General features: G+C 73.1%; 21 protein-coding genes. 8 read left to right on the top strand and 13 right to left on the bottom strand.

What is annotated here, in order from left to right; all coding sequences use genetic code 11:
• Nucleotides 1-15: 15 nt before the first annotated feature.
• Entirely contained in the window at nt 16-480 is a 465-nt protein-coding gene (locus ACFYOH_RS09925; RefSeq protein WP_388623115.1) for a DUF1877 family protein, read from the bottom strand.
• Nucleotides 481-886: 406 nt separating this feature from the next.
• On the opposite strand from ACFYOH_RS09925, the gene ACFYOH_RS09920 reads away from it, so the two are divergent.
• Together ACFYOH_RS09920 and ACFYOH_RS09915 are read left to right on the top strand one after the other, a co-directional pair.
• Entirely contained in the window at nt 887-1,519 is a 633-nt protein-coding gene (locus tag ACFYOH_RS09920; protein ID WP_388623112.1) for an RNA polymerase sigma factor, read from the top strand.
• Nucleotides 1,520-1,574: 55 nt separating this feature from the next.
• Entirely contained in the window at nt 1,575-2,378 is an 804-nt protein-coding gene (locus ACFYOH_RS09915) for a hypothetical protein (RefSeq protein ID WP_388623109.1), read from the top strand.
• A 63-nt stretch (nt 2,379-2,441) separates the two neighbouring features.
• Here the strand turns inward: ACFYOH_RS09915 and ACFYOH_RS09910 are convergent, their stop codons facing one another.
• The 3 genes from ACFYOH_RS09910 to ACFYOH_RS09900 form a co-directional block, all read right to left on the bottom strand.
• The gene (locus ACFYOH_RS09910; protein ID WP_388623106.1) at nt 2,442-3,638 is read right to left on the bottom strand and encodes an NAD(P)/FAD-dependent oxidoreductase; all 1,197 of its coding nucleotides are present in this window, start codon (nt 3,636-3,638) and stop codon (nt 2,442-2,444) included.
• 119 nt (nt 3,639-3,757) lie between these two features.
• A complete protein-coding gene (locus ACFYOH_RS09905) occupies nt 3,758-4,702 on the bottom strand; it encodes an RNA polymerase sigma-70 factor (RefSeq protein WP_388623103.1) in 945 nt (314 codons plus the stop codon).
• Entirely contained in the window at nt 4,693-4,923 is a 231-nt protein-coding gene (locus ACFYOH_RS09900; RefSeq protein ID WP_388623101.1) for a hypothetical protein, read from the bottom strand. Before ACFYOH_RS09900 ends, ACFYOH_RS09905 begins: the two co-directional genes overlap by 10 nt.
• Nucleotides 4,924-5,294: 371 nt before the next feature.
• On the opposite strand from ACFYOH_RS09900, the gene ACFYOH_RS09895 reads away from it, so the two are divergent.
• A complete protein-coding gene (locus ACFYOH_RS09895; protein WP_388623098.1) occupies nt 5,295-5,555 on the top strand; it encodes a hypothetical protein in 261 nt (86 codons plus the stop codon).
• Between the two features lie 217 nt (nt 5,556-5,772).
• On the opposite strand, the gene ACFYOH_RS09890 is transcribed toward ACFYOH_RS09895, so the two are convergent.
• Nucleotides 5,773-6,546: a VOC family protein gene (locus ACFYOH_RS09890; RefSeq protein WP_388623095.1), complete on the bottom strand. Its 774-nt coding sequence runs from the start codon at nt 6,544-6,546 to the stop codon at nt 5,773-5,775.
• A 191-nt stretch (nt 6,547-6,737) separates the two neighbouring features.
• On the opposite strand from ACFYOH_RS09890, the gene ACFYOH_RS09885 reads away from it, so the two are divergent.
• Nucleotides 6,738-7,613: a hypothetical protein gene (locus tag ACFYOH_RS09885; protein WP_388623092.1), complete on the top strand. Its 876-nt coding sequence runs from the start codon at nt 6,738-6,740 to the stop codon at nt 7,611-7,613.
• 27 nt (nt 7,614-7,640) lie between these two features.
• Here the strand turns inward: ACFYOH_RS09885 and ACFYOH_RS09880 are convergent, their stop codons facing one another.
• Nucleotides 7,641-12,440 carry a DNA repair ATPase gene (locus tag ACFYOH_RS09880; protein WP_388623089.1) on the bottom strand — a complete coding sequence of 1,600 codons (4,800 nt, stop codon included), beginning with the start codon at nt 12,438-12,440 and terminating at the stop codon, nt 7,641-7,643.
• Nucleotides 12,441-12,585: 145 nt separating this feature from the next.
• Nucleotides 12,586-14,775, bottom strand: a complete 2,190-nt coding sequence (locus tag ACFYOH_RS09875; RefSeq protein ID WP_388623086.1) for a flotillin family protein — start codon at nt 14,773-14,775, stop codon at nt 12,586-12,588.
• Nucleotides 14,776-15,063: 288 nt separating this feature from the next.
• Here ACFYOH_RS09875 and ACFYOH_RS09870 point away from each other — a divergent pair, with 288 nt between their 5' ends.
• Nucleotides 15,064-16,143 carry a PucR family transcriptional regulator gene (locus ACFYOH_RS09870; RefSeq protein WP_388623084.1) on the top strand — a complete coding sequence of 360 codons (1,080 nt, stop codon included), beginning with the start codon at nt 15,064-15,066 and terminating at the stop codon, nt 16,141-16,143.
• Between the two features lie 35 nt (nt 16,144-16,178).
• Here the strand turns inward: ACFYOH_RS09870 and ACFYOH_RS09865 are convergent, their stop codons facing one another.
• Nucleotides 16,179-17,126, bottom strand: a complete 948-nt coding sequence (locus tag ACFYOH_RS09865) for an MIP/aquaporin family protein (RefSeq protein ID WP_388623082.1) — start codon at nt 17,124-17,126, stop codon at nt 16,179-16,181.
• Nucleotides 17,127-17,230: 104 nt separating this feature from the next.
• Nucleotides 17,231-17,896, bottom strand: a complete 666-nt coding sequence (locus tag ACFYOH_RS09860; RefSeq protein ID WP_388623079.1) for an SDR family NAD(P)-dependent oxidoreductase — start codon at nt 17,894-17,896, stop codon at nt 17,231-17,233.
• A gap of 1,036 nt (nt 17,897-18,932) precedes the next feature.
• Between ACFYOH_RS09860 and ctaD the strand changes: the two genes are divergently transcribed.
• Both ctaD and ACFYOH_RS09850 read left to right on the top strand, forming a co-directional pair.
• Entirely contained in the window at nt 18,933-20,651 is a 1,719-nt protein-coding gene (ctaD, locus tag ACFYOH_RS09855; RefSeq protein ID WP_388623076.1) for a cytochrome c oxidase subunit I, read from the top strand.
• Nucleotides 20,648-20,992, top strand: coding sequence for a cytochrome C oxidase subunit I (locus tag ACFYOH_RS09850; protein ID WP_388623073.1), 345 nt, complete (start codon nt 20,648-20,650; stop codon nt 20,990-20,992). The genes ctaD and ACFYOH_RS09850 overlap by 4 nt, the downstream gene beginning before the upstream one ends.
• 22 nt (nt 20,993-21,014) lie before the next feature.
• Here the strand turns inward: ACFYOH_RS09850 and ACFYOH_RS09845 are convergent, their stop codons facing one another.
• Nucleotides 21,015-21,701, bottom strand: a complete 687-nt coding sequence (locus ACFYOH_RS09845; RefSeq protein WP_388623070.1) for a DUF6445 family protein — start codon at nt 21,699-21,701, stop codon at nt 21,015-21,017.
• A 237-nt stretch (nt 21,702-21,938) separates the two neighbouring features.
• On the opposite strand from ACFYOH_RS09845, the gene ACFYOH_RS09840 reads away from it, so the two are divergent.
• Nucleotides 21,939-22,661, top strand: coding sequence for a DUF4142 domain-containing protein (locus tag ACFYOH_RS09840; protein WP_388623864.1), 723 nt, complete (start codon nt 21,939-21,941; stop codon nt 22,659-22,661).
• On the opposite strand, the gene ACFYOH_RS09835 is transcribed toward ACFYOH_RS09840, so the two are convergent.
• The 3 genes from ACFYOH_RS09835 to thrS form a co-directional block, all read right to left on the bottom strand.
• Complete coding sequence (locus ACFYOH_RS09835) at nt 22,658-24,319, bottom strand: glycoside hydrolase family 13 protein (RefSeq protein WP_388623067.1); 1,662 nt, start codon at nt 24,317-24,319, stop codon at nt 22,658-22,660. The genes ACFYOH_RS09840 and ACFYOH_RS09835 overlap by 4 nt on opposite strands.
• Nucleotides 24,320-24,420: 101 nt before the next feature.
• Complete coding sequence (locus tag ACFYOH_RS09830) at nt 24,421-25,389, bottom strand: nucleoside hydrolase (RefSeq protein ID WP_388623064.1); 969 nt, start codon at nt 25,387-25,389, stop codon at nt 24,421-24,423.
• Between the two features lie 57 nt (nt 25,390-25,446).
• Nucleotides 25,447-26,682, bottom strand: coding sequence for a threonine--tRNA ligase (thrS, locus tag ACFYOH_RS09825; protein ID WP_388623061.1), 1,236 nt, complete (start codon nt 26,680-26,682; stop codon nt 25,447-25,449).
• Nucleotides 26,683-26,835 lie beyond the last annotated feature (153 nt).

Here is a 26,835-nt window from a genome sequence, read left to right as displayed (position 1 = left end):
CTCAGCAGCCACTCCTCACTCCTCGGGCAGCCACTTCACCACCGCGTCCCCGCGCTCGGCCGTGTGCGAGTAGAACGCCTTCAGTTCCTGGTGCGCCGCCGCGAACGCACGCCAGGTCTCTGGCTCCGCCCGCACGCCGCCGTAGCGCGGCAGCAGCGCGTCCCGGGCGAAGTGCCACAGGGCGTCGAAGTCGGCCATCGCCAGGAACCCGGAGACCCGGCGGGTCTGGGCCGCCGTCAGCACCAGCAGCGGTGGTTTGTGCCGGTCGACGCGGAACACCGGCCGGCCGCCGAGCACCACCTGGCTCTGGGGCCGGTCCTCAGCGAGGGGGTGGTGCGGGGAAGCGCCGGCGTAGATGCGCTCCTGGTCGCGGTAGCGGCGGACGGTCTCCGAGTCGCCCTCGAAGATCCGTTCGAGCCAGGTCGAGCTGTTGCGCAGTGCCGGCGACGGCACCGCGCGCAGACGGAGGTACGCGCTCATGCCCCAAGGAGCGCACGCGGCCGCCGAAGCATCACGCCACCGATGTGCCGGGCGCGGGGCGGCCGGGCCCTGTGCAGTGGTCGGGGCCCTGGCCGCCCCATCCCTCTCCGTGCCGCCCAGGGGGGAGTAGCGGACGACACGGAGAGGGGTCCGGGGGCGGGCTGCGGCACCGGCGCGGGCGAGCGGCCGGGCCCGCGCGGTACCGCACCCGGCACTCCCCCAGCGCGCGGCCCGCGGGAAACGTCACGCGGCCGCGACCGCGGGTCACCGGCGGCTGCGTGAAGGGCTCCCGGCGCGTTGTGACATTTCTGTGAGCTCAGGCGCTGGTAACTGTGGGGCCGTCGGTGCGGCAGGGACGCGGTGGACGGCATGAGCTCGCTATGAACCGGCGCGAACGAGGACAATCTTGGGCCAGGTACGGCAACCCCGGCGCGTACAGGCGTACGACGGGGAACTCGGCGCGGCGGTCGCACGGGCCCAGGAGGGCGACGAGGCCGCCTTCGCGGTCGCCTACCGGTTCGTGCAGCCGGGTCTGCTCGGCTATCTGCACGGCATCGTCGGCGACGACGCCGAGGACGTGGCCGCCGACGCCTGGCTGGAGATAGCCCGCGACCTCGGCCGGTTCAAGGGCGACGGTGCCGGTTTCCGCGGCTGGACCGCGACCATCGCCCGGCACCGGGCGCTGGACCATCTGCGCCGCCAGCGGGTGCGGCCCCGGGCGGGCGGGACCGAGCAGGACGTGCTGGACCTGCCCGGTCCGCACAGCACCCATGAGCAGGCCCTGGAGTCCATGTCCACCGAGCGGGCCCTGGAACTGGTCCGCGGACTGCCCCGGGACCAGGCCGAGGCCGTGCTCCTGCGGGTCGTGGTCGGCCTCGACGGTCCCGCCGCCGCACGCGTCCTCGGCAAGCGCCCCGGAGCGGTGCGGACAGCGGCTCACCGAGGCCTGAAACGCCTCGCGCGCCAGCTCGGCATCGGCGGTGACGCGGAGATGGGTGTGACGGATGGGGCTTCCCGAACGCTGGGGGAGTCGACATGAAACACCGAACGAAACGAAACGGCCGGACAGGAACGGACGGGAACGGAAAACGGACATGGGTGAACGGCTGAGCGGCGACGGAGTCCAGGGCCGTCGACGCGTGCGGCCCGGCGCCGTGTCCGGTGCGCCGGGTGCGGCCGAGGCCGCCGCGCTGGAAACGGCGCTGGCCACCGTCCTGCGCGCCGGTGATCTCGACCCGCGGGCCGAGCAGCGGGCCGTGGCCGCGTTCCGGGACGCGCACGCCACGGGCGCGCACCGCGCACCCAGCAGGCGGCGGGACGACTGGCGGCCGGCCGCGGAGCGGCGGCTCCGGCGCCCGGTGAAGATGACGTTCGGCGTGGTCTTCGCCAGCCTCACCCTGGGTGGTGTCGCCGTCGCGGCCATCGGTTCCGCCGGCTCGTCGACGGGCGGTACCGGCTCCGGACCGCACGCGCATCCGTCGGCGGCCGCCCCGCAGCGGCCGGGCGGTACGGCGTCGGCGGCGCCCTCCGCCGGCTCCTGGCCGGGGGACCGCCCGCCGTCCGCGAAGGACACCGAGGCCCACTGCCGTGCCTACGAGCAGGTCCAGGCCCGGGGCAAAGCCCTCGACTCGAGAACCTGGCAGCGGCTCGTCACGGCCGCCGGCGGCAAGGACGAGGTCGCCGCATACTGCTCCGACCAGCTCGCGCGGGCGACCGCCGAGCCGGGCAAGCCGGCCGGCACCGGCAAGTCCGGCAAAAGCGCCGGGGGCACCGGCAAGGGCACGACGGGCAAGGCCGGCACCTCGGGCAACGGGACATCCGGCAACAGCTCCGGCGGCACGGGCGACTCCGCCGGGAAAGGCCGGGCAGGCAGCGGCCGGAGCGGCGGGAAACACTAGCCACGTGCACGCCGCTGCGGACCACGTCCCTGCTGCCAGGGAGCGTGGGCGGGTGTGACGGGGTCAGGCCGATGCCGTGGCCTCCGCGCTCACCCGGGCCGGCTCCGGTACGACGCGGCGCCGCCGGGTCGGCATCCCGAACATCGGGTTGGCGACGCTCCAGGCCGCGCCCTTGCAGACCAGCTCCTTGTAGCGGGCGGCGAGCCGTCCCGTCAGGGCCGCCCGGACGGCTCGGTCGTCTGCGGTGACGTACTGGATCAGGCCTTCCCCGCGGCCCAGCGAGATGCACTGGTTGAAGTAGCGGATCGGCACCTTCGGCAACCTGCCGCCGGTCAGGCGGGCCGCGACGGCGTCGGCGGCCTGCCACGCGGTGAAGCCGCCCGAGGCGCACGACATCCGCAGCGGCTTGTCACCGGGGCCCATCGCCATGGCCGCGTCGCCGATGGCGTACACGTCCGGATGCGAGACGGAGCGCATGGTCCGGTCGACCACGATCTGCCCCTCGCCGGTGACCTCCAGGGTGGTGGCCGCGGCGATCGGGTGCACGGCGAAACCGGCGGTCCACACGGTGACCGCGGCCGGGACGGCCGTGCCGTCGGCGAGGGTGACGCGGTCGGCCTCGACGGCGGTGACGGCGGCGTGCTCGTGCACGGTGATGCCCAGCCTGCCGAAGACCTTCCGCAGGTGCCCGCGGCCCTTCGGGGACAGCCAGTCGCCGAGGCCGACGCGGGCAACGAGGGCGACGTCGAGGTCCGGGCGGGCCTCGGCGATCTCGGTCGCGGCCTCCACGCCGGTGAGGCCGCCGCCGACGACGACCACGGGCCGTCCGGCGTCCAGGGCGGCCAGCCGCTCGCGCAGCCGGAGCGCGCCGGGGCGGCTCGCGAGCTGCTCGGCGTGCTCGGCGGTGCCGGGGACGCCCTGGTCGTTCCAGCCGCTGCCGAGGGCGTACACGAGGGTGTCGTACGCCAGTTCCCGCGGGCCGTCCGCGCCGGTGACGGCGACGGTCCTGCGGTCCACGTCCACGCCGGTGACCCTGCCGAGCCTCAGTTCGACGCCGGTGCCCGCGAACATCCCGGCCAGGGGCCGGGGCTTGAGGGACTGGCCGACCGCGAGCTGGTGCAGGCGGACGCGTTCCACGAAGTCGGGCTCGGGGTTGACGAGGGTGATGGCGACGTCTTCGGGGCGCAGCCGCCTGGCGAGGCGCCCGGCGGCGACGGCTCCGGTGTATCCCGCTCCGAGGACGACGATGCGGTGCTGCATTTCACGGCTCCTGTCTGCTGCTGCTGCCTTCAGCCGCTGCCTTCAGCGGATTCGCCCCTTGAACCGGGCGGCCCGCCGATTCCTGACAGGAGTCGGGTGTGAACCAGATCACATGCGAATCAGTAGAGGCTGAGCAGGGGTTCGCCGTGGTCGGCGGCGGCCCACCGCCGGCTCGCGCGCTCCAGCTTGTCGGGGTTGACCTGGCTGCGGAACGCGGCGATGCCCCCGGCGGTGATCTCCAGGCACATGACGCCGATGACCCGGCCGCCGACGACCGCCACGACGGCGGGGCCGCCGTTGGCGGTCGTGACGTACAGCTCGGACGACCCGCCGACGAGGCGGCGCTTGGCCTCGCTGGGCTTGAACAGACCCCGCATGAACGTCGCGACCGCGCGGGCACCCTCGAACGCCTTGGCGCGGGCCGGGACCTTCCCGCCGCCGTCGCCGATCGCCACGGCGTCCTGGGTGAGCAGCCGCACCAGCGGCTCGGTCCTGCCGCTGGTGGCCGCCGCGAGGAACTCCTCGACGACCCGCCGGGCGGCGGCCAGGTCGATCTCGGTACGGGCCCTGCCGTCGGCCACGTGCTTCCTGGCCCGGTGGAAGATCTGCTGGCTGGCGGCCTCGGTGAGGTCGAGGATCCCGGCGATCTCCCGGTGCGGGTAGCCGAAGGCCTCCCGCAGCACATACACCGCCCGCTCGTTGGGGGTGAGCCGCTCCAGCAGGGCGAGGACCGCGTACGACACCGATTCGCGCTGTTCGACGGTGTCGGCCGGCCCGAGCATCGGGTCCCCGGCGAGCAGCGGCTCGGGCAGCCACTGCCCCACATAGGTCTCGCGCCGCGCGCGGGCCGAGGAGAGCTGGTTGAGACACAGGTTGGTGAGCACCTTGGTCAGCCAGGCCTCGGGCACCTCGACCCGCTCCACATCAGCGGACTGCCAGCGCAGAAACGTCTCCTGCACGGCGTCCTCGGCCTCGCTCGCCGACCCCAGCAGCCGATAGGCGATGGCCTCCAGCCGGGGCCTGGCCGCCTCGAACCGATCCACGTCGCTCACGGTCAGAGCCATGCCCGGGATCCTAGCCCGCGCGCCGCCGGGTCGGCGGCCACGTCCTCATGGGTCCTGCCGCCGATGGTCCAGAAGCTCCACGCCTTGTTCAGCGTCACGTGCTCCATGGCCTGGGTGGCGTTGCAGCCGACCGACACCATCTTGGTGGTCTTGGGGTCCAGGGTGTTGAGGTAGTTCCTGACCGAGGCCGGGACCGTCCTGCCGTTCGTCAGCAGGACCACTCCGGTGCCGCGGTAGCCCAGCGCGCCGGCGGCCGTGGAGGCGGCGATCGGGTCGTGGTACTCGCTGCCCTCGGCGACGAAGATCCAGCTGGGGGTCGCGCTGATCTGCTCGGCGACCCGGACCGACAGCGAGGAGAGGTCGGGGCGTCGAGCCGCAGCGGCTTGTAGCCGAGCGCCTGGACCTGGCTCGCCACCTTGGCGCCGAGACGGCCGTGCCGCCGTTGAGGTAGACGGTGCCGCCCTTGGGCAGGGAGCGCTTGAGCTCGGTGGCCGCGGCGGAGTCCAGTCCGCTGCCCGAGGTCATCAGGACCGGGCCCTGCTTCTCGGCGGCCGGCGCGACCGCCGGGGCGGAGTAGGTGGCGTCGCCCTTGTTGACCAGCACCGCGGACTTGGCCGTGAGCAGGCCGGGCACGTGCGCGGCGCCCACGGTGTCGGCGGTGTCGGCGGTGTCGACACTGAGCGGATCCCGGAACCCGTGCGCCCGCACGCCGCCGTCCCCGTTGTCGACCTTCACGCTGATCCCGCGCGGCACCTCGATCCGGTGCCGGGCCGAGCAGTCGGCGATGAGGCCCGAGCAGTGGAACGTCCACCGGGAGGCGGCGCCGTCGATGCCGGTGGACCCGGTGCCGTAGACCCGGATCAGGGAGTTCTTCCGCAGTGGTGCCAGGCGGGCTTGGCGCCCTTGCCGGCGCCGGTGACCTCGGCCGACGTACCGCTGGCCAGGTCGAGGATCCGCACGGTCTGCACGTCGTCGGACCAGCCGACCTGCGAGCTGGTTGATCATCGCAGAGGAGACGGTTACGCCGAAGGGAGCCCGGCGGCCGGCGCGCCCCGGGCTCCCGTGCCGTCTCAGGCCTGGCGCGGGTCCGGCCTGAGCACGGCGAACACCGCCTGCGCCGGGTCGGCCAGCCAGGCGATACGGCCGACGCCGGGGACGTTCGCCGCCGGCATCAGCACCGAGCCGCCGCTGCCGCCGACCGCCGTGACGATCGCGTCCGCGTCGGCCACGGCGAAGTACGGCACCCAGCGGGCGTCCTCCCGGTCGTCCTGCAGCGGCGCCACACCGCCGAAGGTCCCCTCCTGCTGGTCGCCCTCCCCGATGCTGAGCACCTGGTAGGTCATGCCCGGCGCCTGCATCTCCTGCGACCGCCAGCCGAACAGCCCGCGGTAGAAGCCGATGGCCGCCCCCGGGTCGCCGACGTGCAGCTCCACCCACACCAGCGCGTTGTCCTCCGACGCCCGCTGCAGCCCCTGCCCGGACTCCAGCACCGCGAACTGCGCGCCCTGCGGGTCGGTGAACTGGGCGAAGGTGGTCTCGCCCATGCTCATCGGCTCGGCCCGCACCTTGCCGCCGGCGTCGCTCACGGCCCGGGCGGTGGTCTGGGCGTCGTCGGTGCGGAAGTACGTCATCCAGGCGGATCTCGCCCCCGGTTCGGTCAGCGGGCCGAGACCGGCCACCGTGCCGCCGTTCTTCTGGAAGAAGCCGTAGCCGCCGCCTTCCGGGCCCGCGGAGGCGAACTCCCAGCCGAAGACCGCACTGTAGAAGGCGACGGCCGCCTCTGTGTCGGGGCTGCCGAGGTCGATCCAGATGGGCGAGCCGGTGCGGAACTCTGTGCCGAGCATGTGTCTCCTCCTGCCGGTCCGGTGCGGAAGCCGCCCGCCACTATGCCCACGCAGACGGCCCGGATCGGCCGGGACACGGGGAAAGCACCCTCCGAATCTGTGCAGGAGTGCCACACGGGCTGCACACAGCCTTTCCAAAGGCTCGTTACCGTGACGGTCGCCCGCTCCCCATGGACTCAGGAAGACCACAGATGGACTACTGCTCCTCGTGCCGTCGGCACCTCAACGGCGCCCTGGTCTGTCCCGGGTGCGGTGCCTACGCCCCGGACATAGCCCCGCCCCACGCCGCCGCCTCGCCCCGCGCCCACGCCGCCGCCTCGGCCGCACCGCCCGCCGACGACAGCTGGTTCGGCGCCGGGGAACCCATGACCGGACCGGCCGCCGGCCTCGCGGACCCGGCCACGGACACACCGCCCGCCGACGTCACCGACGCGCCGCCCGCCCCGCGGGGACGCGCCGCCCGGCGCCGGCAGCTGGCGCGCTGGAAGAAGAACCAGCGCCGGGCCGTGGTGGCGACCGCCGTCGCGCTCGTCGGCGGCGGCCTGACGCTCGCCTCAATGGACCGCGGCAACGGCGACAAGGCCCAGGCGGCTGCCGCACCGGACCACCGGAGCATGGGCCTCACCGAGGACCCGTCGGCCGCGCCCAGCCGCCCCGCGTCCACACCGGCCCCGCCCACCGCCACGCACCGGCGCGACCCCGCCACGCCGACGGCACACACGCCCGCCGTGACCGCCCCCCACCAGCAGTCCCTCGCCCCCGCGCCCCGCACGGCGCAGTCCGCCGGCCACTCCCACACCACCGGGGTGGCCCAGCACCCGGCCGCACCGGCGGTCCCGGCCGCAACGCAGCCGGCGCACACCCCCGCAGCCTCCACCGGTTCGACGGGTTCGACCGGTTCGACGGGTTCGACGGCACAGCAGCCGCCCTCCACCAGCACCGGCAGCGGCAGCGGCAGCGGCAGCGGCAGCGGCAGCGGCAGCGGCAGCGGTACGTCCACCCCGCCGACGTCCCCGTCGTCGACCTCCCCCAACCAGCTCTGCCTGGTCGTGCTCTGCCTCGGCTGACGAGGCGTACGGCTGAACCCGCGGCGCTCACCGCTTCCGCGCGAGTGCGATCGCCGACTCCACCGCCGCGATCCGGTCCGCGAGCAGTCCCAGCGCGGCCACCGCACGGCTCATGGGATCCTCCCCGGGCCCGCCGAGGGCGCGGGCGCGGATGTGGGCGGTCTTCACCTCGGTCCAGCGGGCGGCCTGCGCCGGGCTCAGCGTGCCGCGCAGTTCGGCGAGTTTCAGCAGGTTGGCCTCGGCGCCGGTGGTGAGGGTCTGGGCCTCGGCCGTGTAGTGGTCGTCGACGACGGCCTCGCGTTCGGTGTCGTTCATGACCGGGCGCAGCCGCCCGGCGATCCGGTTCATGTCACGGTACGAGCCCTGGAGGCGGAAGGGCGGATCCGTGCGGGTGGCCTCCGACTGGGCGGCGGAGGCGATGTAGGCCTCGTTCACCCTCAGCACCGTCGCGCGGACCGCCAGCACATGCCGCAGCACGGCCACCGCGGCGTCCAGTTCCGCCGCCGGCATCGGCCGGCTCAGGCGGTCGGCGCGGGCCGTCGGGTCGGCGCCGGCCAGCCGCACCAGGAGGTCCAGGTCGGCGCGCTCACGGGCGGCGAGCGGGGCCAGCACCGGGTTGGCGGTGAGGGCGTTCTCGACGAAGCTGAGCGCGAAGACGTCCTCCTTGCCGGTGAGGACGTCGCCGAGGTTCCACACGTCGGCGCGGTTGGCGAGCATGTCGGGGACGCGGAAGCGCTCACCGGACTCGGTGTAGGGGTTGCCGGCCATGCACACCGCGAAGCGCTTGCCGCGCAGGTCGTAGGTGCGCGGCTCGCCGTCCCACACGCCGTCCACCCGCCGGGTCGCGTCGCACAGCGGGATGAACCTCTGCAGCAGCTCGGGCGAGGTGTGCTGGATGTCGTCCAGGTACAGAAGCGTGTTGTTGCCGGCCGCCAGCGCGAAGTTGATCTTCTCGATCTCACGGCGGGCGGTGGCGTTCGGGGCGTCGGCGGGGTCCAGTGACGTGACGGTGTGGCCGAGCGCGGGCCCGCTGACCCTGACCAGCATCAGGCCGAGCCGGTCGGCGACGTACTCCATGAGGGTCGTCTTGCCGTAGCCGGGCGGGGAGACGAGCAGCAGCAGGCCGCCGGTGTCGGTGCGCTTGGACTCGCCGGTGGTGCCCAGCTGCCGGGCCAGGCTGTCACCGATCAGCGGCAGGTACACCTCGTCGACGAGGCGGCCCCGGACGAACGCCGGCATCACCCGCGGGCGGTGGTCGTCCAGGCGGAGCCGGTCGCGCTCGGCCGCCACCAGGGCCGTACGGCGGCGCTGGTAGGCGCGGAAGGCGGGCACCTCGTCGGCGGCGAACCGGGCCGTCCGGGACAGGAACTCGTCCAGGCGGAGGGCCAGTCGGCCGCCGGTCACCCGCGGGTGCGTGCCGAGCAGGCCCTCGGCCGTCGCCGTCAGCGGGGCGTCGCCGTCGTAGCGCGGCAGGTCCGGGCACAGCTCGGCGGCGACCGCCTCGGCCAGCTCGCCGGGCCCGGCCTCGGTGCCGGTGGCGGCGGCGTACGCGGCGAGCCAGGCGCGCACCACCTGCCGGCGCGCGGCCAGCTCGGTCAGGCCCTCCAGGTCGGCGCGGTAACTGCCGTCCGCGTGCCGGAACTTCTCCAGCAGGGTGCGTGCCGTCTGGCCGATGACGAAGCCTTCCGGGCCGCCGGTCAGCTCCTCGAAGAGGTACGTGGCGGCCGGCCCGCCCGCCACCGACGCGTCCCAGGCCTCGATCGCCGCCGCCAGCTCCCGCTCCAGCTCCCCGATGGCCGGTACGGCGCCGAAGGCGTCCCGGGCCCGGGCCAGCGACACCGCCCGCCGGGACCAGGCCGTTCGGGCGTCCTGAGTCGTGCCGTGCGCCCAGAACAGCTGGGCGGCGGCGCGGGCGGCGGGCTCGTGGCGCAGGGTGCCGGCGCCCTCGTACAGCGGCAGCAGGGCGGCGAGCACGACCGTGGCGTCATGGTCGTGGACGCCGCGCTCGTAGCCCTCGTCGTACGACTCCTGCGCCGCCCGGCGGACCAGGTCCGGCAGGTCGTCGGCGGCGGCGAGGGCGGCCGGGCCGTGCTCGGCGAGCAGCCGGGCGGCGAGGTGCTCGGCGCGGTAGACCTCGGGTGACTCGGACGGCAGTTGCCGGTCCCAGTAGGGGCGGTACGCCGCGAAGTCCGGGTCGGTGACCGGGGCGCGGTAGTCGGTGCCGGTGACCGCGAAGGCGAGGGTGTCGCCGTGCGGGACGAGGGTGAGGTCGAGCGGCTGGGTGTTGACGGCGAAGCGGTGGCCGCCGAGCCGCAGGGTGCGGCCGTCCTCGGCGTACAGGTCGGCGCGGTCGCGCAGGGCGCGGGCGGCCTCCTGGCGGGCGGACTTCAGCCGGCCGTCCAGTTCCTCGGCGCGCACGCTGTCGCCGAGGGCGCGCAGCTCGTCGGCGGTGCGCCGGACCTTGGCGACCAGCGGGTCGGAGGCGAAGTACGTGGTGATCGCGTCGGCGTCGGCCAAGGTGGCGGCCCGGCGGGCGACCGACTCCAGCATGCGCCCCGCCGAGAGCGCGAGCTGCTCGGCACGGCGGGCGCGGGCGTCGGCGAGGGACTGCTTGCGGGCGGCGAACGCCTCGTAGATCTCGGCGCGCCGGTCGGCGAGTTCGGCGAGGAAGCCGTCGAACTCGGCGAACCGGCCGTCCAGGTCCTCCAGCCGGGCGAGCACGGAGGCGAGTTGGTCGTCGCACTCCTCGGCCGTGCCGGACGCGGCGAGCGCGGCGGTGACCGCCTGGGCGAGCAGCGCGGTCTCGGCCGCGAACTCGGCCCGCCCCTCGCTGTCCTGGAGGCTGCGGCGGCGGGCGTCCAGGGTCGCCCGGGCCCGGTTGACGCCGCCCAGCACCTCGGCGATCCGCTCCAGGACGGCCGTACGGACGGTGGCGTCCGCGATGTCGAGGCCGGTCACCACCTCGGTGACCGTGCGCAGCCCGTCGGCGAGCTCGTCGAGCCGGGCGGCGACGGGCGCGCCCTGGGCCACGGTCCCGACCGCCGCCGCCTCCCCGACCAGCCGCTCGACCTCCGCCTGCTGTCCGGCGAAGGCGTCCTCGCGGGCCAGGAACTGCACCGCGCGCCGCCCGAAGGCGGCGAGGTCGTCCTCGGCGGCGGCCGCCAGCTCCTCCAGCCGGGCCGCATCGACGTACCGCAGCTCGCGCAGGGTGAGCACGTGCCCGTGCGCATGCCGGAGTTCGGTCAGCCCACGCACCCAGGCGGCGGCCTCGCGCGGCGCCTCCCCGCGCAGCCGGCGCACCACGGCGGCGATCCGCCCTTCGGCCTCGTCGAGGGCGTCCGCGGCGTGCCGGGTCAGTTCCCGTACGGTCTCGAACTCGCCCAGCACCTGCTCGGCGGCCGTACGGGCCTCACCCAACGGGCCCGCCAGGTCCCCCAGTCCGGGATCGGCGAGCCAGTGATGGGCGTCGGCTGCCCGCACACAGGCCGCCACCAGCGCCCGGTACCCCTCGCTGGTCTCGATGCCGTCGCTGACCAGCCGGGCCACGGACAGACAGTCGGCGAGCCCGCGCACGAGATCCGCGTTGCCGACCCGGGCGAACGCGCCGGTGCCGGTGCGCAGCGCGGCGGCGTGCGTGTCGGAGACGTACGGCGAGGTCCACCACTGCACCGGATGGGTGTGCGCGGGCTCCTCGCCCGCGTCGCGCAGCACGGCGAGCGCGCCGTCCTCGAACAGCGCCCAGCCCCGGCACGGCAGCGGGTTCGCGACCTCCTTGCGCAGGGTGTTGTACGACAGCAGCAGGGTGCGCCCGCCGGCCCGGGACCGGAAGGCGTACAGCACGTCCTCGCCGTTCGGCGCGCGCACCTCCCGCTCGAACTCCAGGCCGGTCACGTCGAGTTCGTACGTCTTGTGGGTTCCGCCCGCCAGGCAGTACCCGCCCGGGAAGACGATCCCCTGCTCCTCCGGCAGCCGCCGGCACGCCTGCCCGATCCCGTCGAGCCGGACGACGGTCCGGGACAGCGTGTCGAACACGAGGTACCGGTCGTCCTCCTCCTTGTACGGCCGCACCCGCAGCAGCACCAGCGCACCGACCCGCGCGTGCGCGACCTCCGCGTCCGCGAGTGCTTGCAGCGGCTCCTGCACGGGCTCGGCGAACAGCTCCTCCCCGTCCGGGGTGCGTACGGTGAGGGAGCCGCCGACGGTGGTCGCCCCCAGCCCCCCGGGTACGGCCACGTACTGCTCCCGGCCGAGCACGTGATCCTCGCGGGTGGTCTCCGTCCAGGTCAGGTCCTGGGCCGGCGGGAAGACGTCGTCGCGGTCGCCGCGCGCGTCCAGGAACGCCACGCGGCCGTCCTCGGCGAGGCTCCAGCGCAGCACGCGGACGTCGTCGGCCTTCTCGCCGGTGCGGAACACCGCAAGCAGCCGGCCGTCGACCCGGCGCAGCCGCAGCAGGCTCGCTTCGCGGTAGTAACGGTGCAGCGCGCTGAACTCTTTGCCGAACGCCGGGTCGTCCAGGAGTCCGGGTACGGCGTCCTCGGGCAGCCGCGCCCCGTCACGGTCGTACAGGGCAAGTACGTCTGTGGCTCCGCCGGTTCCGCCGAAGAGCAGGGCGTTCCCTACGGCCACGATGTCGCTCGGGGCGCAGGGGTACTCGGTGCGGAGGCGAGCGGTGGCGGCCAGGTCCAGCCGCGCCGAGCCGAACTCCTCGGCCCGGCGCGCGTTGAGGTCCTCGGCCCGCCGGGCGAGCTCGGCGGCATGCCCGGCGAGCCGGTCGCGCAGCACCTCGTAGGTGCCGGGATCCACCTGCGGCGCCTCAGCGGTGGCCATTGCGTGTAGTTCCCTTCGTGGGCTGTGCGGCTACGAGCTCGGGGCTGCGGGTGGTCTGCCGGGTGTCGGGTGCCTGGTGGCTGGTCGCGCCCACGCGGCGGAGCCGCATATCGGTACAGCCCCGCGCCCCTTCGGGGCGCTGCCCTCAACTCCCCGTGCCGCTTCCGTTCAGGGCCGTCACCGGGGTGTCCGACAGGCCCAGTTCGCTCGCCCGGTCGAGGAGTTTCTGGAGCTGGCCCGCCTGCGGGCCGCCGTTCTTGATCTGCTTCGCCAGCAGCGCCGACACCGTGAGGTTCCGCACGTCCGCCGAGCCGAGCGAGCCGAGGATGTGGGAGAGGTCGTCGGTGAAGCTGCCCGAGCCGTCCAGCCAGGGCTTCGCCAGGGCCTGCGCGGTGCGGGAGTTGGCGACGAAGCCGTCCACGCCCTTGCCGAGGGAGATGGAGGACACCAGCCGGTCGAAGAAGACGGACTCCCCGCCGACGATGTCGATGTCGGCGTTCTCCAGCCCGGTCGCCAGCACCGTCGCCTGCGCCTCGGCCACCTGCCGCTGGGTCTCCAGCCCGGCCAGCCGGATCTCCTTCTCCGCCTGGAGCCGCAGCCGGTACTCCTCGTGTCCGCGCGAGGCCTCGTCCAGCGCGGCCATCGCGGCGGCCTTCTCGGTCAGACCGGCGGCCTCGGCCTTCAGCTTCTCGCCGATCGCCGTGGCTTCCGCGAGTGCCTTCGCCTTGGTCCCCTCGGCCTCGGCCAGGCCCTTGGCGCGCGCGCCCTCCGCCTCGGCCTTCAGCCGCGCCTCGGTGGCCTCCGCGGCCGCCCGCGCGCCCTCGGCCTCCGCGAGGCCCTTGGCGCGTGCGCCCTCCGCCTCGGCGAGCGCCTTGGCCTGGGTGCCCTCGGCCTCGGCCCGCAGCCGTGCCTCGGTGGCCTCCGCCGCCGCGCGCCCGGCCTTCACGGTGACCTCGGCCTCCTTGTCGCGGACCTGCACCGCGGCGAGCCCCTCGGCGGCGGCCTCGGCCTGGACGCCCTCGGCGTGCCGCAGCTTGGCCCGGGTGTCGAGGTCGGCGGTCTTCAACCGGGCCTCGGCGAGGGTGAGTTCCTCGGCGGCGCGGTGCGTGGCGGCCTGCTCGGCGGCCTCGGCGGCCTTGATGTCCTTGACCAGCTTCTCCTGCGCCTCCGCCTCGGCGGCGATGACGAGCGCCTGCCGCTCGCGCTCCGCCTCCTCGACCACGCGCAGCTTCTTGATGGACTCCTCCTGCTCGGCGACCGTACGGTCCACCGCCACCCGCTCCCGGATGACCTCGGCGATCTCCCGCTTCTCCGCCTCGACCTCCTTCTCGGCGGCGATCTTCGTCAGCTGGGTCTCCCGCTCCCGCGCGATGACCTCCAGCAGGCGGTCCTTCTCGATGCGCTCGTTCTCGACGGCGATGACCCGCTCGCGGTTCTTCGCGGCGACGGCGATCTCCCGGGCCTGGTTCTCCCGCTGCACGCCGAGCTGTTCCTCGGTGCGTAGGAAGGCGCCCTGGGCGCGCAGCCGTTCCTCCTCCACCACGCGGGCCGTCTCGGCCTCCTCGCGGGCCCGGGACGTCTCGATCTCCCGCTTCTGCTTGATCTCGGCGTCCGCCTGCCGGCGCTCCAGCTCCAGGATGGCCTCGCGGGCGTCGACGTCCTGGCGGGTGATCTCCTTCTGCTCGTTGCGGCGGGCCTCGTTGGTGCGCACGTGCTCGATCGCCGTCAGCTCGGTGATCTTGCGGATGCCCTCGGCGTCGAGGACGTTGGCCGGGTCCATCTGGGAGAGCGGGGTCTGCTCCAGGTAGTCGATCGCCGCGTCCTCGAGGTGGTAGCCGTTGAGGTCGATGCCGATCAACTCGATGATGTGGTACCGGAGTTCCTCACGCTTGGTGTAGAGGTCGGTGAAGTCCATCTGCTTGCCGACGGTCTTCAGCGCCTCGGAGAACTTCGCGTGGAACAGCTCCTGGAGGGTGTCCTGGTGGCTGGCGCGCTCGGTGCCGACGGTCTGGGCGACCTTGATGACGTCCGGGACGGTCTTGTTGACCTTCACGAAGAACAGGATCCGGATGTCGGCGCGGATGTTGTCCCGGCAGATCAGTCCGTCCCGCCCCGAGCGGCTGATCTCGATGGTCTTCACCGAGATGTCCATGACCTCGGCCTTGTGCAGGATCGGCAGCACGACCTGGCCGGTGAAGGACACGTCCACCTGGCGCGTCTTCGACACGATCAGGGCCTGGCTCTGGTCCACCTTGCGGTACAGCCGGGAGAACGCGAGCACCGCGAGCACCACGACGACGAGACAGACGGCGACGAGCACGCCGAGGACTTCCATGACACACGTCCTTGCGTCAGACGATGAGGTACGGAGCCCCCCGGGATCGCGGTGCCGGACCGTGTACCGGACCCCCGTGCCGGTACTGACGCACCGGCCAGCGGCCGGCGTCCCGCACCGCGACCCTCCGTAGTGCTCCCCGCGGAAGATGGTGCGGCCAGGGCATACGCCCGCGCATTGCCGGTGTCCGGCAGTGTTCACTAGGGTCTCGATGCCGGACGGGCGCTAGGAAAGCGTCACCGGCACGTCAAGATCGCGGGAGCACGGGGGACGGGGGCCGGTACCGGCATGGGGGACAAGCGCGACATACATGACACGCCCGAGCACTACCTGGACGGTTTTCCCCGGACGCTGGCCGAGGTCTCGGCCACCGGCCGGCGGCTGACCAGGGAGGAGCTGAAGACCCGGCGGACCCTGGGCGAGCAGGCCGCCGAGGCCGGGCACGGGCTGCGCGCGCTGATCGTGGCCCACCTGGCCGCCACCCGCGCCGCCTGGTCGGCCGTGCCCGGCTCGGCCGAGAGCAGCCTGGCCACGCTGGCCGCCGTCGAGCAGGCCATCGACGCGTTCGCCGAGGGCTACGAACGCGCGCAGCGGCTCACCGTACGCCGCGAGGAGGCCGCGCGCCGGGAGTTCATCGACGACCTGCTCTACGGCCGCAGCGACCTGGGCCGCATCGTCGAGCGCGCCGAACGCTTCGGCCTGCACCTGTCCCGGGCGCACGCGGTGGCCGTCGCCGAGGGCCCGTCCGCCTACGTCGAGGGCGGCACGGTCGCCCGCCGGGTGGAGGCCGCCGTGCTCGCCCGCTTCGACTCCCGCAGCATCCTGCTCACCACCAAGAACGGCCGGCTGCTGTGTGTCGCGCCGGGCGACGAGGACGAGATCCTCCTGCACTTCGCCAAGCAGGCGTACGCGGCGACGGATGGCGGCCGGATCGCCATCGGCCGCCCGCAGCACGGCGCCGGCGGGGTGGTGCAGTCGTACGAGGAGGCCCTCGCCGCGCTGGAGATGGCCACCCGGCTCGGCCTGGCGGGGCCGGTGCTGCGGGCCGCCGACCTGCTCGTCTACCCGGTGCTGGCCCGGGACCGGCAGGCGCTGGTCGACCTGGTGTCGCACACCCTCGGCCCGCTCACCCGGGCCCGCGGCGGAGCCGTGCACCTGCTGGACACGCTCGCGGCCTACTTCGACTCCGGCTGCGTGGCCGCCGAGGCCGCCCGCCGGCTCTCCCTCAGCGTCCGCGCGCTCACCTACCGCCTGGAACGCATCCACAAACTCACCGGCGCGGACCCCGCCGACCCGGCGCACCGCTACATGCTCCAGACGGCCGTGATCGGCGCCCGCCTCCTGGACTGGCCGACCCGGCCGCTGTGAGCGCCGGGGCAGCCGCGGGACCGCCGTCCCGGGCGCTACTCCTCGTCGGAGGTGCGCACCGCCGTCGCCCGCCCCGGCTCCGGCGGCTCGGCCAGCTCGGCCCGGAGCAGCAGGACGTCACCGATGAAGAGGTCGTACACGACGATCCCGATCACACCGCCGATCAGCGGCCCGACGATCGGGATCCACCAGTAGCCGCTGTACACGCCGGACACGCTGCCCGGGAACGCCAGGCTGTTCCAGCCGGCCGCGTAGGTGAGCAGGCGCGGCCCGAAGTCACGGGCCGGGTTGATGGCATAGCCGGCGTTGGCGCCGTAGGACATGCCGATGGCGGCGACGACGAAGCCCACGACCAGCGGTGCGAGGTTGGCCCGCACGGCCTGGTTGCGCACGTCGAGGACGGCGGCGATCAGCATCAGCAGGAACGCCGTACCGGCGATCTGGTCGATCAGCGGCCCCCAGACGCCGCCGTGGAAGTACGCCGCCGGGAAGGTGGCGAAGATCGAGAAGGTGGCGTTCGTGTGCCCGTTGACCTTCGGTCCGGGCGCGGCGGCGTCAAAGGCGCTGATCGCGTCGTGATAGACGAGGTAGACCAGCGCCGCGCCGGTGAGCGCGCCGACCACCTGCGAGAACCAGTACGGCAGGACCTTGGCCCAGGAGAATCCGCGCCGTGCCGCCATGGCCAGGGTGACCGCCGGGTTCAGATGGGCACCGCTCACCCCGCCGCCGACGTAGACGCCGAAGACGACGCCGAACGCCCAGCCCCAGGTGATCAGCAGCCAGTCACCCGCCGCCAGGAAGACCGTGGTGGGCGTCGCGGCACGGCCCGAACCGGGCAGTGCGGCGACCGCCATCGCGACCACACCGCAGCCGAAGGAGATGAGCACGAAGGTCCCGAGGAACTCGGCCAGACACTCGCCCAGCAGTCCGCCCCGGCTCCTGAACCGGGACGGCTTGATGATCGCGGGGATTTCGACAGCCACGGAGGCCCCCTTGAAGAGAGCAATACGGCCAACATCACCATATTGGCGTACAACCCCTGGCATCGCAGGGTGACCGTGGCCCGTCAGTCCCCGGGAACGACGGGTCAGGCGTCGAGATCGTCGGCGAAGTGCCGGAAGCCGTGCCGGTCCCGGTGCATGGCCCACAGCGTCTCCGCCAGCACGGCCGGATCCTTGCGCGCGTGCCCCGGAGTGATCGCCCCCGGGATCACCAGCTGTCCGACATGGATCCCCTCAGGGGCCAGCCGCTCGTGCAGCAGATGGCCGTACGCGCTCTCCGCGGCGAACGCGATGGACGTCCCGGCCCGTTCGGTGTGCGGTACGACGGCGGTCCCGCCGTTGACGAGGAGGATCGTGCCGCGCCCCAGCCGGCGCATCCCCGGCAGCACCTGTTGCACGGCGGCCACGGGGCCGTACACGGAGAACTCGATGGGCCCGACGAGCTCCCGGGGCCCGGTCTCCAGCACCGGCCGCATGAAGTCCCGGTGCGGCACCGGGCTGTACTGCAGCACCTCGACGGTCCCGACCTCGGCCGCCGCTCGCCCCAGCGCCACGGCCAGCTCCTCCGGCCTGCGCACATCGGCGACGAACCCCCGGGCCGTGATCCCGCTGCCGTCGAGGTCCCGCACCAGCGCGTCGAGCCGCTCCCGCTCCCGGGCGAAGAGGGCCACCGCAAACCCCTCCCGCCCGAACCGCCGTGCAACGGCGGCCCCGAGCCCCGGCCCGGCCCCCACAATGGCGATACTGCTCATGCCCGCATCCGTACCGCACCCGACACCACCCCACACACCCGTGCCCGCCATGACGACTCGCCCGGTATGCCCCTGCTGCGAGCAGGACCGGCTGCACCCGTACCGCTTCCGGACGGACGGCGCGCTTCCTCGTCCGCACCGAGTGCGACGCCCTCTGGTGGCCCGGTGTGCCGCTGGAGGCCGAGCGGGCGGAGTTCCTGGACGACGTGGTTGCGGGGCCCGCCTGGGCGTCCCGGGCAACCCCTGGGAGGACCGCGTGTGGGCGGACGTGATCGAGCCGGTGCGCTGGCCGACCCCGGCCTCGGCCACCTGAGCGTGGGCCCCGCGGATCCGCTCCACCTGTACCGCGGTCACGGCCCGTACCGCGAGGGCACCGGCGATCGCGGCGCCCACCACGCCGGCGTCGCACACGAGCAGCGGCCTCACCTCGCCGTAGGCACGCCCGGTGATCTCGTCCGTGGAGTCGCGGTACACGATCCCCGCCCCGCCGAGCGTCCCGAGCGGCCACAGCGCCCACCACACGTCGACGGAGCCGGGAAGCCGCCGCCCGGGAGCGCTGCCGCGGAACGCGTCGACGACGACCCCGCCAGGACAGGAACAGCGGCGCACAGACCAGAACGAGCCCGGCCCCCACCGCGGTCACCCAGTGGTGCGACTGGTCCAGGGAGTTGAGCGGCCGGTGCACCCCGTTCCCCTGATCCGGCGGCCCGTCGCCCGGCTCCCCGCGACCGCGAGCAGCACCTCCCACACCCACGCACCAGCCAGGCCGGCCCGACGAGCACCAGTCCCCCGACAGCCAGCCGCCCGGCCACCTGAACGGGCCGGTGAGCGGCGGACTGATCTTCCTCTTCGGCCATCACGCCATCCTGCCGCACGAAAGCCGCGCCCCCCGCCCGGCATCCCTTAGGCCGTCCGGGTGCATCCGTCACGCGGTCGGCCGCGCGTCGGGCGGCGCGTACACCCTCGCGCGGCAAAGGATGGCCAGTAGCCGACGTATGGCGTGCGCGGATCGCGACCATCAGGAGACGGACGACTTGTGAGCATCCTCAACGAACCCCATGGGGCCGCCGCGGCCGAGGACGCCTACGAGAGCGAGGTACCGGTCCGGGGCAGGCAGCCCGGCAGTGTCGTGGTGAAGTGGCTGACGACCACCGACCACAAGACGATCGGCACGCTGTATCTGGCGACGTCCTTCGCGTTCTTCCTGATCGGTGGCGTGATGGCCCTGATCATGCGCGCCGAGCTGGCCCGGCCGGGCCTGCAGATCGTCTCGAACGAGCAGTTCAACCAGCTGTTCACCATGCACGGCACCGTGATGCTGCTGATGTTCGCGACGCCGCTGTTCGCCGGCTTCACCAACTGGATCATGCCGCTGCAGATCGGCGCGCCCGACGTGGCGTTCCCGCGGCTGAACATGTTCGCCTACTGGCTCTACCTGTTCGGCTCGCTCATCGCCGTCGGCGGCTTCCTCACCCCGGACGGTGCGGCCGACTTCGGCTGGTTCGCTTACTCCCCGCTGACCGACGCCGTCCACTCGCCGGGCATCGGCGGCGACCTGTGGATCATGGGCCTTGCCTTCTCCGGCTTCGGCACCATCCTCGGCTCGGTCAACTTCATCACCACGATCATCTGCATGCGCGCCCCCGGTCTGACCATGTTCCGCATGCCGATCTTCGTGTGGAACGTGCTGCTGACCGCCGTCCTGGTCCTGCTGGTCTTCCCGATCCTGGCCGCCGCCCTGTTCGCCCTGGAGGCGGACCGCAAGTTCGGCGCCCACGTCTTCGACGCGGCCAACGGCGGAGCCCTGCTCTGGCAGCACCTCTTCTGGTTCTTCGGCCATCCCGAGGTGTACATCATCGCGCTGCCGTTCTTCGGCATCATCAGCGAGATCATCCCGGTGTTCTCCCGCAAGCCCATGTTCGGCTACATGGGCCTGATCGCCGCGACCATCTCCATCGCCGGCCTGTCCGCGACGGTGTGGGCCCACCACATGTACGTCACCGGCGGGGTGTTGCTCCCCTTCTTCTCCTTCATGACCTTCCTGATCGCCGTGCCGACCGGCGTGAAGTTCTTCAACTGGATCGGCACGATGTGGAAGGGCAGCCTGTCCTTCGAGACGCCGATGCTCTGGGCGGCGGGCTTCCTGGTCACGTTCCTCTTCGGCGGCCTGACCGGAGTCATCCTCGCCTCACCGCCCATGGACTTCCACGTCTCCGACTCGTACTTCGTGGTGGCCCACTTCCACTACGTCGTCTTCGGCACGGTCGTGTTCGCGATGTTCGCCGGCTTCCACTTCTGGTGGCCTAAGTGGACCGGCAAGATGCTCGACGAACGCCTCGGCAAGATCACCTTCTGGACGCTGTTCGTCGGCTTCCACACCACCTTCCTCGTCCAGCACTGGCTCGGCGCCGAGGGCATGCCGCGCCGCTACGCCGACTATCTGGCGGCCGACGGCTTCACCACCCTGAACACCGTCTCCAGCATCGGCTCGTTCCTGCTGGGCCTGTCGATGCTGCCGTTCCTCTACAACATCTGGAAGACGGCCAGGTACGGCAAGCCGGTCACCGTGGACGACCCCTGGGGCTACGGCCGCTCCCTGGAATGGGCGACCTCCTGCCCGCCCCCGAGGCACAACTTCGTCACCCTGCCGCGCATCCGCAGCGAGTCCCCGGCGTTCGACCTGCACCACCCCGACATCGCGATGCTGGAGCACGAGCACCCGCTCCCGGCGTGGCCCGACCGAGGACAGGGGTGAGCGGTCTGCCGCGGCAGGGAGCCGACGACGCGCTCGCCAACGAGGTGGAGGGGTACCTGCTCTGGCAGGCCCGCATCGCCGAGGCGGAGCAACGCGCACGGGAGTTCACCGGATCCCTGGAGTGGCTGACCACGGCCCAGCGCGAGGACATCGAACACCGCTACATCGCCGACACCCTGGCCCGCTCCCGAGCCGACCTGGAACGCATCGCGGCCCGCTGCGTGTCCCTGCGCGCCGAGTACGAACACCGCTACCAGGACCTGAAACGCCGCTGCCTGGCCCTGACCCTCACGGTCTGCACGGCCTGCATCACGGCCGCGACGCTGCTGCTGCTCCGGTGACGGGGCCCGCGCCGCGGTGCCGTCACGCCATCCAGAAGAACACCGCCGTCATGCGCTTGTCCTCCAGCTCCTTGCCGCAGTAACCCGTCGCGCTGTGCACCAGGTTGGCGTTGTAGAGGAGGAGGCGGTTGTACTTGTGGGGGACGCGGACGTCCTCCTCGAAATGGTCGGCGGGGACGAACCTCGTGCCGAGGGCCTCGACGAGGTTGTTGTGCGGGGCCTGGACGATGTTGCCGCCGAGCCGGCCGCCCGGCAGTGACTGGCGGTAGAAGGCGGTGCCGCAGTTCTTGGGCACACCCGGGTTCAGGTACAGCACGGCGGCGTACCGGCACAGGGCACGGGAGTCGGTGTGCGGACGCGGCTCGCTCTCGCCCTCCCCCACCACCTGGACGCAGTTGTGGTTGAGGGTGCCGCCGCCGGGCGCCTGCTGCACCCACAGCTTCTTCGCGCCGGTGGCCTGCTTCACCAGGGCTTCGACGCGGGCGAGTTCGGCCGGGTCGAGGCCGGGCATGGCGCGCAGGCCGGGCCAGGTCTCGGAGGTGTACGGGTAGCCCTTGACCCAGTCGTCCTTGGCCAGGCACCGCTCCCGTACGGCGTCCACCTCGGGCAGCACGTCGTCGAAGACCCAGTAGTCGCGGCCCTTGGTGGGCTTGCGGTAGGGCAGCACGGGCAGGGCGGCGGGCATGCGGGGCGGCGGCTGTGGGGGCATGCGGCAAATCTATGCCAGCGTTTCCTCCCGCCTCTCCCGAGGAACGGTCAACTCTTCTTTACCTGCGGCACAGATACAAATCTTTACCCCCCGCACCGATACGAACGGCCGCCCCGTCCGTACTGCTGTGCGTCCGAACCGCCGCGCGCCGTCACCGCGGGCGGGATCCACGACCGGGCAGGAGGCACGGTGCGCTTTTCGCGGAACGCGACGGGAACGCTCTTCGTGGGTGGTGCGATGGCCGTCACCCTGGTGGCACTCGCCTACCCGAGCATGCTCGGCCTGACCACGGTGACCACCGCGCAGGACCGCGTCATCGCCAACACCCAGTGGGGGCCGCTCACCGAGCAGGACCGGGACTTCGTGGTGAAGGTGCGGGCCGCCGGTCTGTGGGAGTACCCGGTGGGGCAGATGGGGCTGCAGAAGGGCACCACACCGACGGTCATCACGGCCAGCAAGCACCTGGTCGACGGGCACGCGGCCCTGGACACCAGCTGCCGCAAGATCGCGCCGATGCTGAACATCACGCTGCCCAACCTGCCGAGCCCCCAGCAGCAGGGCTTCGTCAGCCAGTTGAAGGCGGACACCGGGAAGAAGTTCGACAGCGACTTCGCCAACATCCTGCGGATGACGCACGGTGCGATCTTCAACACGATCTCGAAGATCCGGTCCACCACCAAGAACTCGCTGGTGCGCGCCCTCGCCGACCAGGCCAACAACACCGTGCTGGACCATATGACGGTGATGGAGAAGACCGGTCTGGTCGACTTCGACCAGACGCTCTTCCAGCAGACCACCCCGCCCAAGCTGCCCGCCTCCGACCTGACCCCGCCACCCCCGGCCGCCGGCCAGCCGGAGGTGGTGCTCACCCCGCCGCCGAACCCCACGTCGACGCCCGTCGACCTCAGCGGGCTGACCGGCGGCGGCGCCTCGCCGGCGCCGAGCCCGTCGGCCGGTTAGGCCAGCCAGACGGTGGTGTCCGGCGGCAGGGTCGTACCGTCGAGCGGTGAGGAGGTGCTGGTCAGCAGCACCTCCCCGGGCGGCAGCGGTACCGGCCCGGCACCGAGGTTGGTCATGCAGCGCCAGGTCTCGGAGCGGGTGAAGTCCAGGACGCCGGCGGGGGCGTCCGGCGTCCAGGTCAGCGTCTCGCCCTCCAGCAGCTTGCGGCGCAGCCGCAGCGCCGTGCGGTACAGCTCCAGGGTCGAGCCCTCGGCCTCCGTCTGCGCCTCGACGGCGTACGCCGCGAAGGACGACGGCTGCGGCAGCCAGGCGGCACCCGGCCCGAAGCCGTACGAGGGCCCGGTCGTCGTCCACGGCAGCGGCACCCGGCAGCCGTCGCGGCCCTTGCGGACATGGCCGGTCTGCTCCCAGATCGGGTCCTGGAGCACCTCGGTGGGCAGGTCGGCGACCTCGGGCAGCCCGAGCTCCTCGCCCTGGTAGAGGTACGACGACCCCGGCAGCGCCAGCATCAGCAGGGTCGCCGCGCGGGCCCGGCGCAGCCCGGCCACCGGGTCGATCGCGGGCGCGCTGCCGCCGGACAGCAGCCAGGCGGCCGGGTCGGTGCCGGGCGGGAGCATGAGGCGGGAGGCGTGCCGTACGACGTCGTGGTTGGACAGCACCCAGGTGGCCGTGGCGCCGGCGGCCCGGGCGGTGGCCAGCTCGTCGGTGATGACCCGGCGGAGCTCGTCGGCGTCCCAACGGGCTTCCAGGTACTCGAAGTTGAAGGCCTGGCCGAGTTCGTCGGCGCGGGCGTACAACGCGCGGCGGGGGCCCGGGACCCAGGCCTCGGCGACGGCGGTGCGCGGCGGGCTGAAGGCGTCGAAGACCTTGCGCCAGTCCCGGTAGATCTCGTGGACTTCGTCGCGGTCCCAGTACGGGTGGCTGCCCGGCTCGACGAGCGGCAGTGCCGTCTCGCCGGTGGCACCGATGTTCCCGATGTCCCGCAGCGGCTCGGCGAGGTCCTTGGCGAGGCCGTGGGCGACGTCGACGCGGAAGCCGTCGACGCCCCGGCCGGACCAGAAGCGCAGGGTGGTGCGGAAGTCGGCGCGGACGTCCTCGTTGTCCCAGTTGAGGTCGGGCTGTTCGGGGGCGAAGAGATGCAGGTACCACTCGCCGTCCGGGGTCCGCTTCCAGGCGCTGCCGCCGAAGACGGACTGCCAGTCGGTGGGCGGGAGTTCGCCGTGTGCGCCGCGGCCGGGGCGGAAGACATAGCGCTCGCGGGCCGGGGAGCCGGGGCCGGACCGCAGGGCCTCCCGGAACCAGGGGTGCTGGTGCGAGGTGTGGTTCGGGACGATGTCGACGACGACCTTCAGACCGAGCCGGTGGGCCTCGCCGACCAGGGCGTCGAAGTCGTCCAGGGTGCCGAGGCGGGGATCGACGTCCCGGTGGTCGGCGACGTCGTAGCCGCCGTCGGCCAGTTCCGAGGGGTAGAAGGGGCTCAGCCACAGGGCGTCGACGCCGAGCCCCGCGAGGTGGTCCAGGCGCTGGGTGATGCCGCGCAGATCACCGAGTCCGTCGCCGTCGGCGTCGGCGAAACTGCGGGGGTAGACCTGGTAGATGACGGCCTGGCGCCACCAGTCGGGGTTCTTGGAGGAGAGGTCCGGGGAGCGGCCTGCCATACGGGATCCCTTCGGGAAGGACGACAGTACACAGAATCTGTCCACATTGCCCGGAAAGGAACCATAGGGGCGAGTACCGCCCCGCTGCGGCGCGGCGCGGCCTAAGGGCGCTCCACCGTCTCCAGGTACAGCTTCACATACCGGTCCACGTCGACCTCCAACGCCACGTCCACCAGGGGCTGTTCGCGCCTGCCCTCGTGGATCTCGGACTCGCCGTGGCGGGGGCGGCGGTCGACGACCGTCTGGCCCCGGGTCGGGCCGGGGGCCAGGGAGACCTCGGCCGGCAGCAGGCGGGTGGTGATGCCCTGCGGGTCGGCGACCGCGCACACCGCGCCCGCGTCACCGAGGCCGCCCGCCTCCTCCGCGTCGGGGGCCTCGCCCTGGTGGGCCGGCCGGTGGGCGAGCAGTTCCCCGGCCAGCCGGGTGCCGGGGTCGCTGCTGGTGCGCAGCCGGTGGACCTCCGGCGCGGGCACGACCACCTGCATGAAGACGTCGAGCCCGTACATCGTGACGGGCACCCCGGCCGTGAGCAGGATCGCCGCCGCCTCCGGGTCGTGCCAGACGTTGAACTCGGCGACCGGCGTGGCGTTCCCGACGGCCACCGCGCCGCCCATGAAAACGATCCGCTCGATGTTGCGGGTCACCTCCGGGTGGGTGCGCAGCAGCAGGGCGATGTTCGTCAGGGGCGCGGTGGGGATCAGGGTGACCGGGCGCGGCGAGGCCAGGATCTCGCGGCGCAGCAGCGCCACGGCGTCCAGCTCGGACGCCGTGCGCCTCGGCGCGGGAAGGCCCAGGTCGCCCATGCCGTCGGCGCCGTGCACATGCCGCGCCGAGCGGGCCGGTTCGATCAGCGGGCGCTCGGCGCCCCGGCCCACCGGGATGTCCGGGGCGCCCGCCTGCTCCAGCACGGTCAGGGTGTTGCGGACCACGCCGTCGACGTCCGTGTTCCCGGCCACGCAGGTCACCGCCCGCAGATCCAGGTCCGGGTGGCGCACGGCCAGCAGCAGGGCGAGGGCGTCGTCGACCCCGGTGTCGCAGTCGATGATCACGGGGATGGACTGACCGGTCACGGCGGACTCCTTCCGTCAAGCCGACCTTAGATCAGTTCCGGCCTCCGCTCACGGCGGTCAGTCCCACAGGACGGTGCCGCGTGCGGCCACCCGCGCGGCGATCCGGGACAGCAGCTTCGGCACCGGCAGCTCGCCGGGCCGGCGGCCGTCCCGCAGCCGTACGGCGGCCAGGCCCGCCGCGGCCTCCCGGGCGCCGACCACCGCCTGGTACGGCACCAGGCGCGCGGCCCGGATCCGGGCGCCGAGGGTGCCCTCGGCGGGGCCCATGAGCTCGGCGCGCAGGCCCAGCTCCACGGCCCGGCGCACGATCGCCGCCGCCTGCTCCAGGTGCTCCTCGCCGACCGGCAGGACGGCCAGCTGCACCGGGGCCAGCCAGGCCGGGAAGGCGCCCGCGTGCGCCTCGATCAGGTGGGCGACGGCCCGCTCGACGCTGCCGATGATGCTGCGGTGCACCATGACCGGCCGGTGCCTGGCACCGTCCGCGCCGATGTAGTGCAGGTCGAAGCGGGCCGGCTGGTGGAAGTCGATCTGCACGGTGGACAGGGTGGACTCGCGGCCGGCCGGGTCGGCGATCTGCACATCGATCTTCGGGCCGTAGAAGGCGGCCTCGCCCTCGGCCTCCTCGTACGCCACGCCGGACACGTCCAGCACCTCCCGCAGCAGTTCGGTGGCCCGGCGCCACAGCTGCGGATCGGCGACGTACTTCCCGCCCTCCCCGGGCAGCGACAGCCGGTGCCGTACGGCCTCGATGCCCAGGTCGGCATAGGCGCGGGCGATCAGCTCCAGCGCGCCGCGGGCCTCCTCAACCGCCTGGTCCAGGGTGCAGAAGATGTGCGCGTCGTTGAGCTGGATGGCGCGGACGCGGGTCAGACCGCCGAGGACGCCGGAGAGTTCGGCACGGTGCATGCCGCCCAGCTCGGCGATGCGCAGGGGCAGTTCCCGGTAGCTGTGGGAGCGGGCGCGGTAGATCAGGGCGTGGTGAGGACAGAGGCTGGGCCGCAGTACGACCTCCTCGGACTCATGGGGGCCCGCTTTCATCGGCGGGTACATGTCGTCGCTGTAGTGGTCCCAGTGCCCGGAGATCTCGTACAGCTCCCGTTTGCCGAGCACGGGCGAGTACACATGCCGGTACCCGGCCCGGCGTTCGGCCTCGCGGATGTACTCCTCCAGGGTGTGCCGTACGACCGCGCCGTCGGGCAGCCAGTACGGCAGCCCCGCGCCGATCAGCGGGTCGGTGTCGAAGAGGTCGAGCTCGCGGCCGAGGCGGCGGTGGTCGGGGAGTGCGTCGTTCATCGGTGGGTCTCCTCACGGGGGGAGGCGAACACCCACGCAGACGCAAGCCCCGGGGCGTTCGCCCCGGGGCTCGGATGCTGGTCAGGTGTCAGCGCGCCGGGACGGTCTCCGGCGTCGTCGTGCTCTTCGGGCACGGGTGGCACTGCTGGGCGC

It is taken from the genome of Streptomyces sp. NPDC007856, assembly GCF_042868225.1.
Lineage (GTDB): Bacteria > Actinomycetota > Actinomycetes > Streptomycetales > Streptomycetaceae > Streptomyces.
The sequence above is the reverse complement of the archived record's forward strand: the minus strand, read 5'-3'. Positions and strand labels throughout refer to the sequence as shown.

Excerpts from the sequence above, each read along its gene's own strand:
- ACFYOH_RS09925 (WP_388623115.1), bottom strand. The coding sequence starts at position 480 with ATGAGCGCGTACCTCCGTCTGCGCGCGGTGCCGTCGCCGGCACTGCGC.
- ACFYOH_RS09885 (WP_388623092.1), top strand. The coding sequence starts at position 6,738 with ATGGACTACTGCTCCTCGTGCCGTCGGCACCTCAACGGCGCCCTGGTC.
- ACFYOH_RS09835 (WP_388623067.1), bottom strand. The coding sequence starts at position 24,319 with ATGGCAGGCCGCTCCCCGGACCTCTCCTCCAAGAACCCCGACTGGTGG.
- ACFYOH_RS09875 (WP_388623086.1), bottom strand. The coding sequence starts at position 14,775 with ATGGAAGTCCTCGGCGTGCTCGTCGCCGTCTGTCTCGTCGTCGTGGTG.
- thrS (WP_388623061.1), bottom strand. The coding sequence starts at position 26,682 with ATGAACGACGCACTCCCCGACCACCGCCGCCTCGGCCGCGAGCTCGAC.
- ACFYOH_RS09860 (WP_388623079.1), bottom strand. The coding sequence starts at position 17,896 with ATGAGCAGTATCGCCATTGTGGGGGCCGGGCCGGGGCTCGGGGCCGCC.
- ACFYOH_RS09840 (WP_388623864.1), top strand. The coding sequence starts at position 21,939 with ATGGCCGTCACCCTGGTGGCACTCGCCTACCCGAGCATGCTCGGCCTG.
- ACFYOH_RS09870 (WP_388623084.1), top strand. The coding sequence starts at position 15,064 with ATGGGGGACAAGCGCGACATACATGACACGCCCGAGCACTACCTGGAC.
- ACFYOH_RS09880 (WP_388623089.1), bottom strand. The coding sequence starts at position 12,440 with ATGGCCACCGCTGAGGCGCCGCAGGTGGATCCCGGCACCTACGAGGTG.
- ACFYOH_RS09915 (WP_388623109.1), top strand. The coding sequence starts at position 1,575 with ATGGGTGAACGGCTGAGCGGCGACGGAGTCCAGGGCCGTCGACGCGTG.
- ACFYOH_RS09845 (WP_388623070.1), bottom strand. The coding sequence starts at position 21,701 with ATGCCCCCACAGCCGCCGCCCCGCATGCCCGCCGCCCTGCCCGTGCTG.
- ACFYOH_RS09910 (WP_388623106.1), bottom strand. The coding sequence starts at position 3,638 with ATGCAGCACCGCATCGTCGTCCTCGGAGCGGGATACACCGGAGCCGTC.
- ACFYOH_RS09890 (WP_388623095.1), bottom strand. The coding sequence starts at position 6,546 with ATGCTCGGCACAGAGTTCCGCACCGGCTCGCCCATCTGGATCGACCTC.
- ACFYOH_RS09905 (WP_388623103.1), bottom strand. The coding sequence starts at position 4,702 with ATGGCTCTGACCGTGAGCGACGTGGATCGGTTCGAGGCGGCCAGGCCC.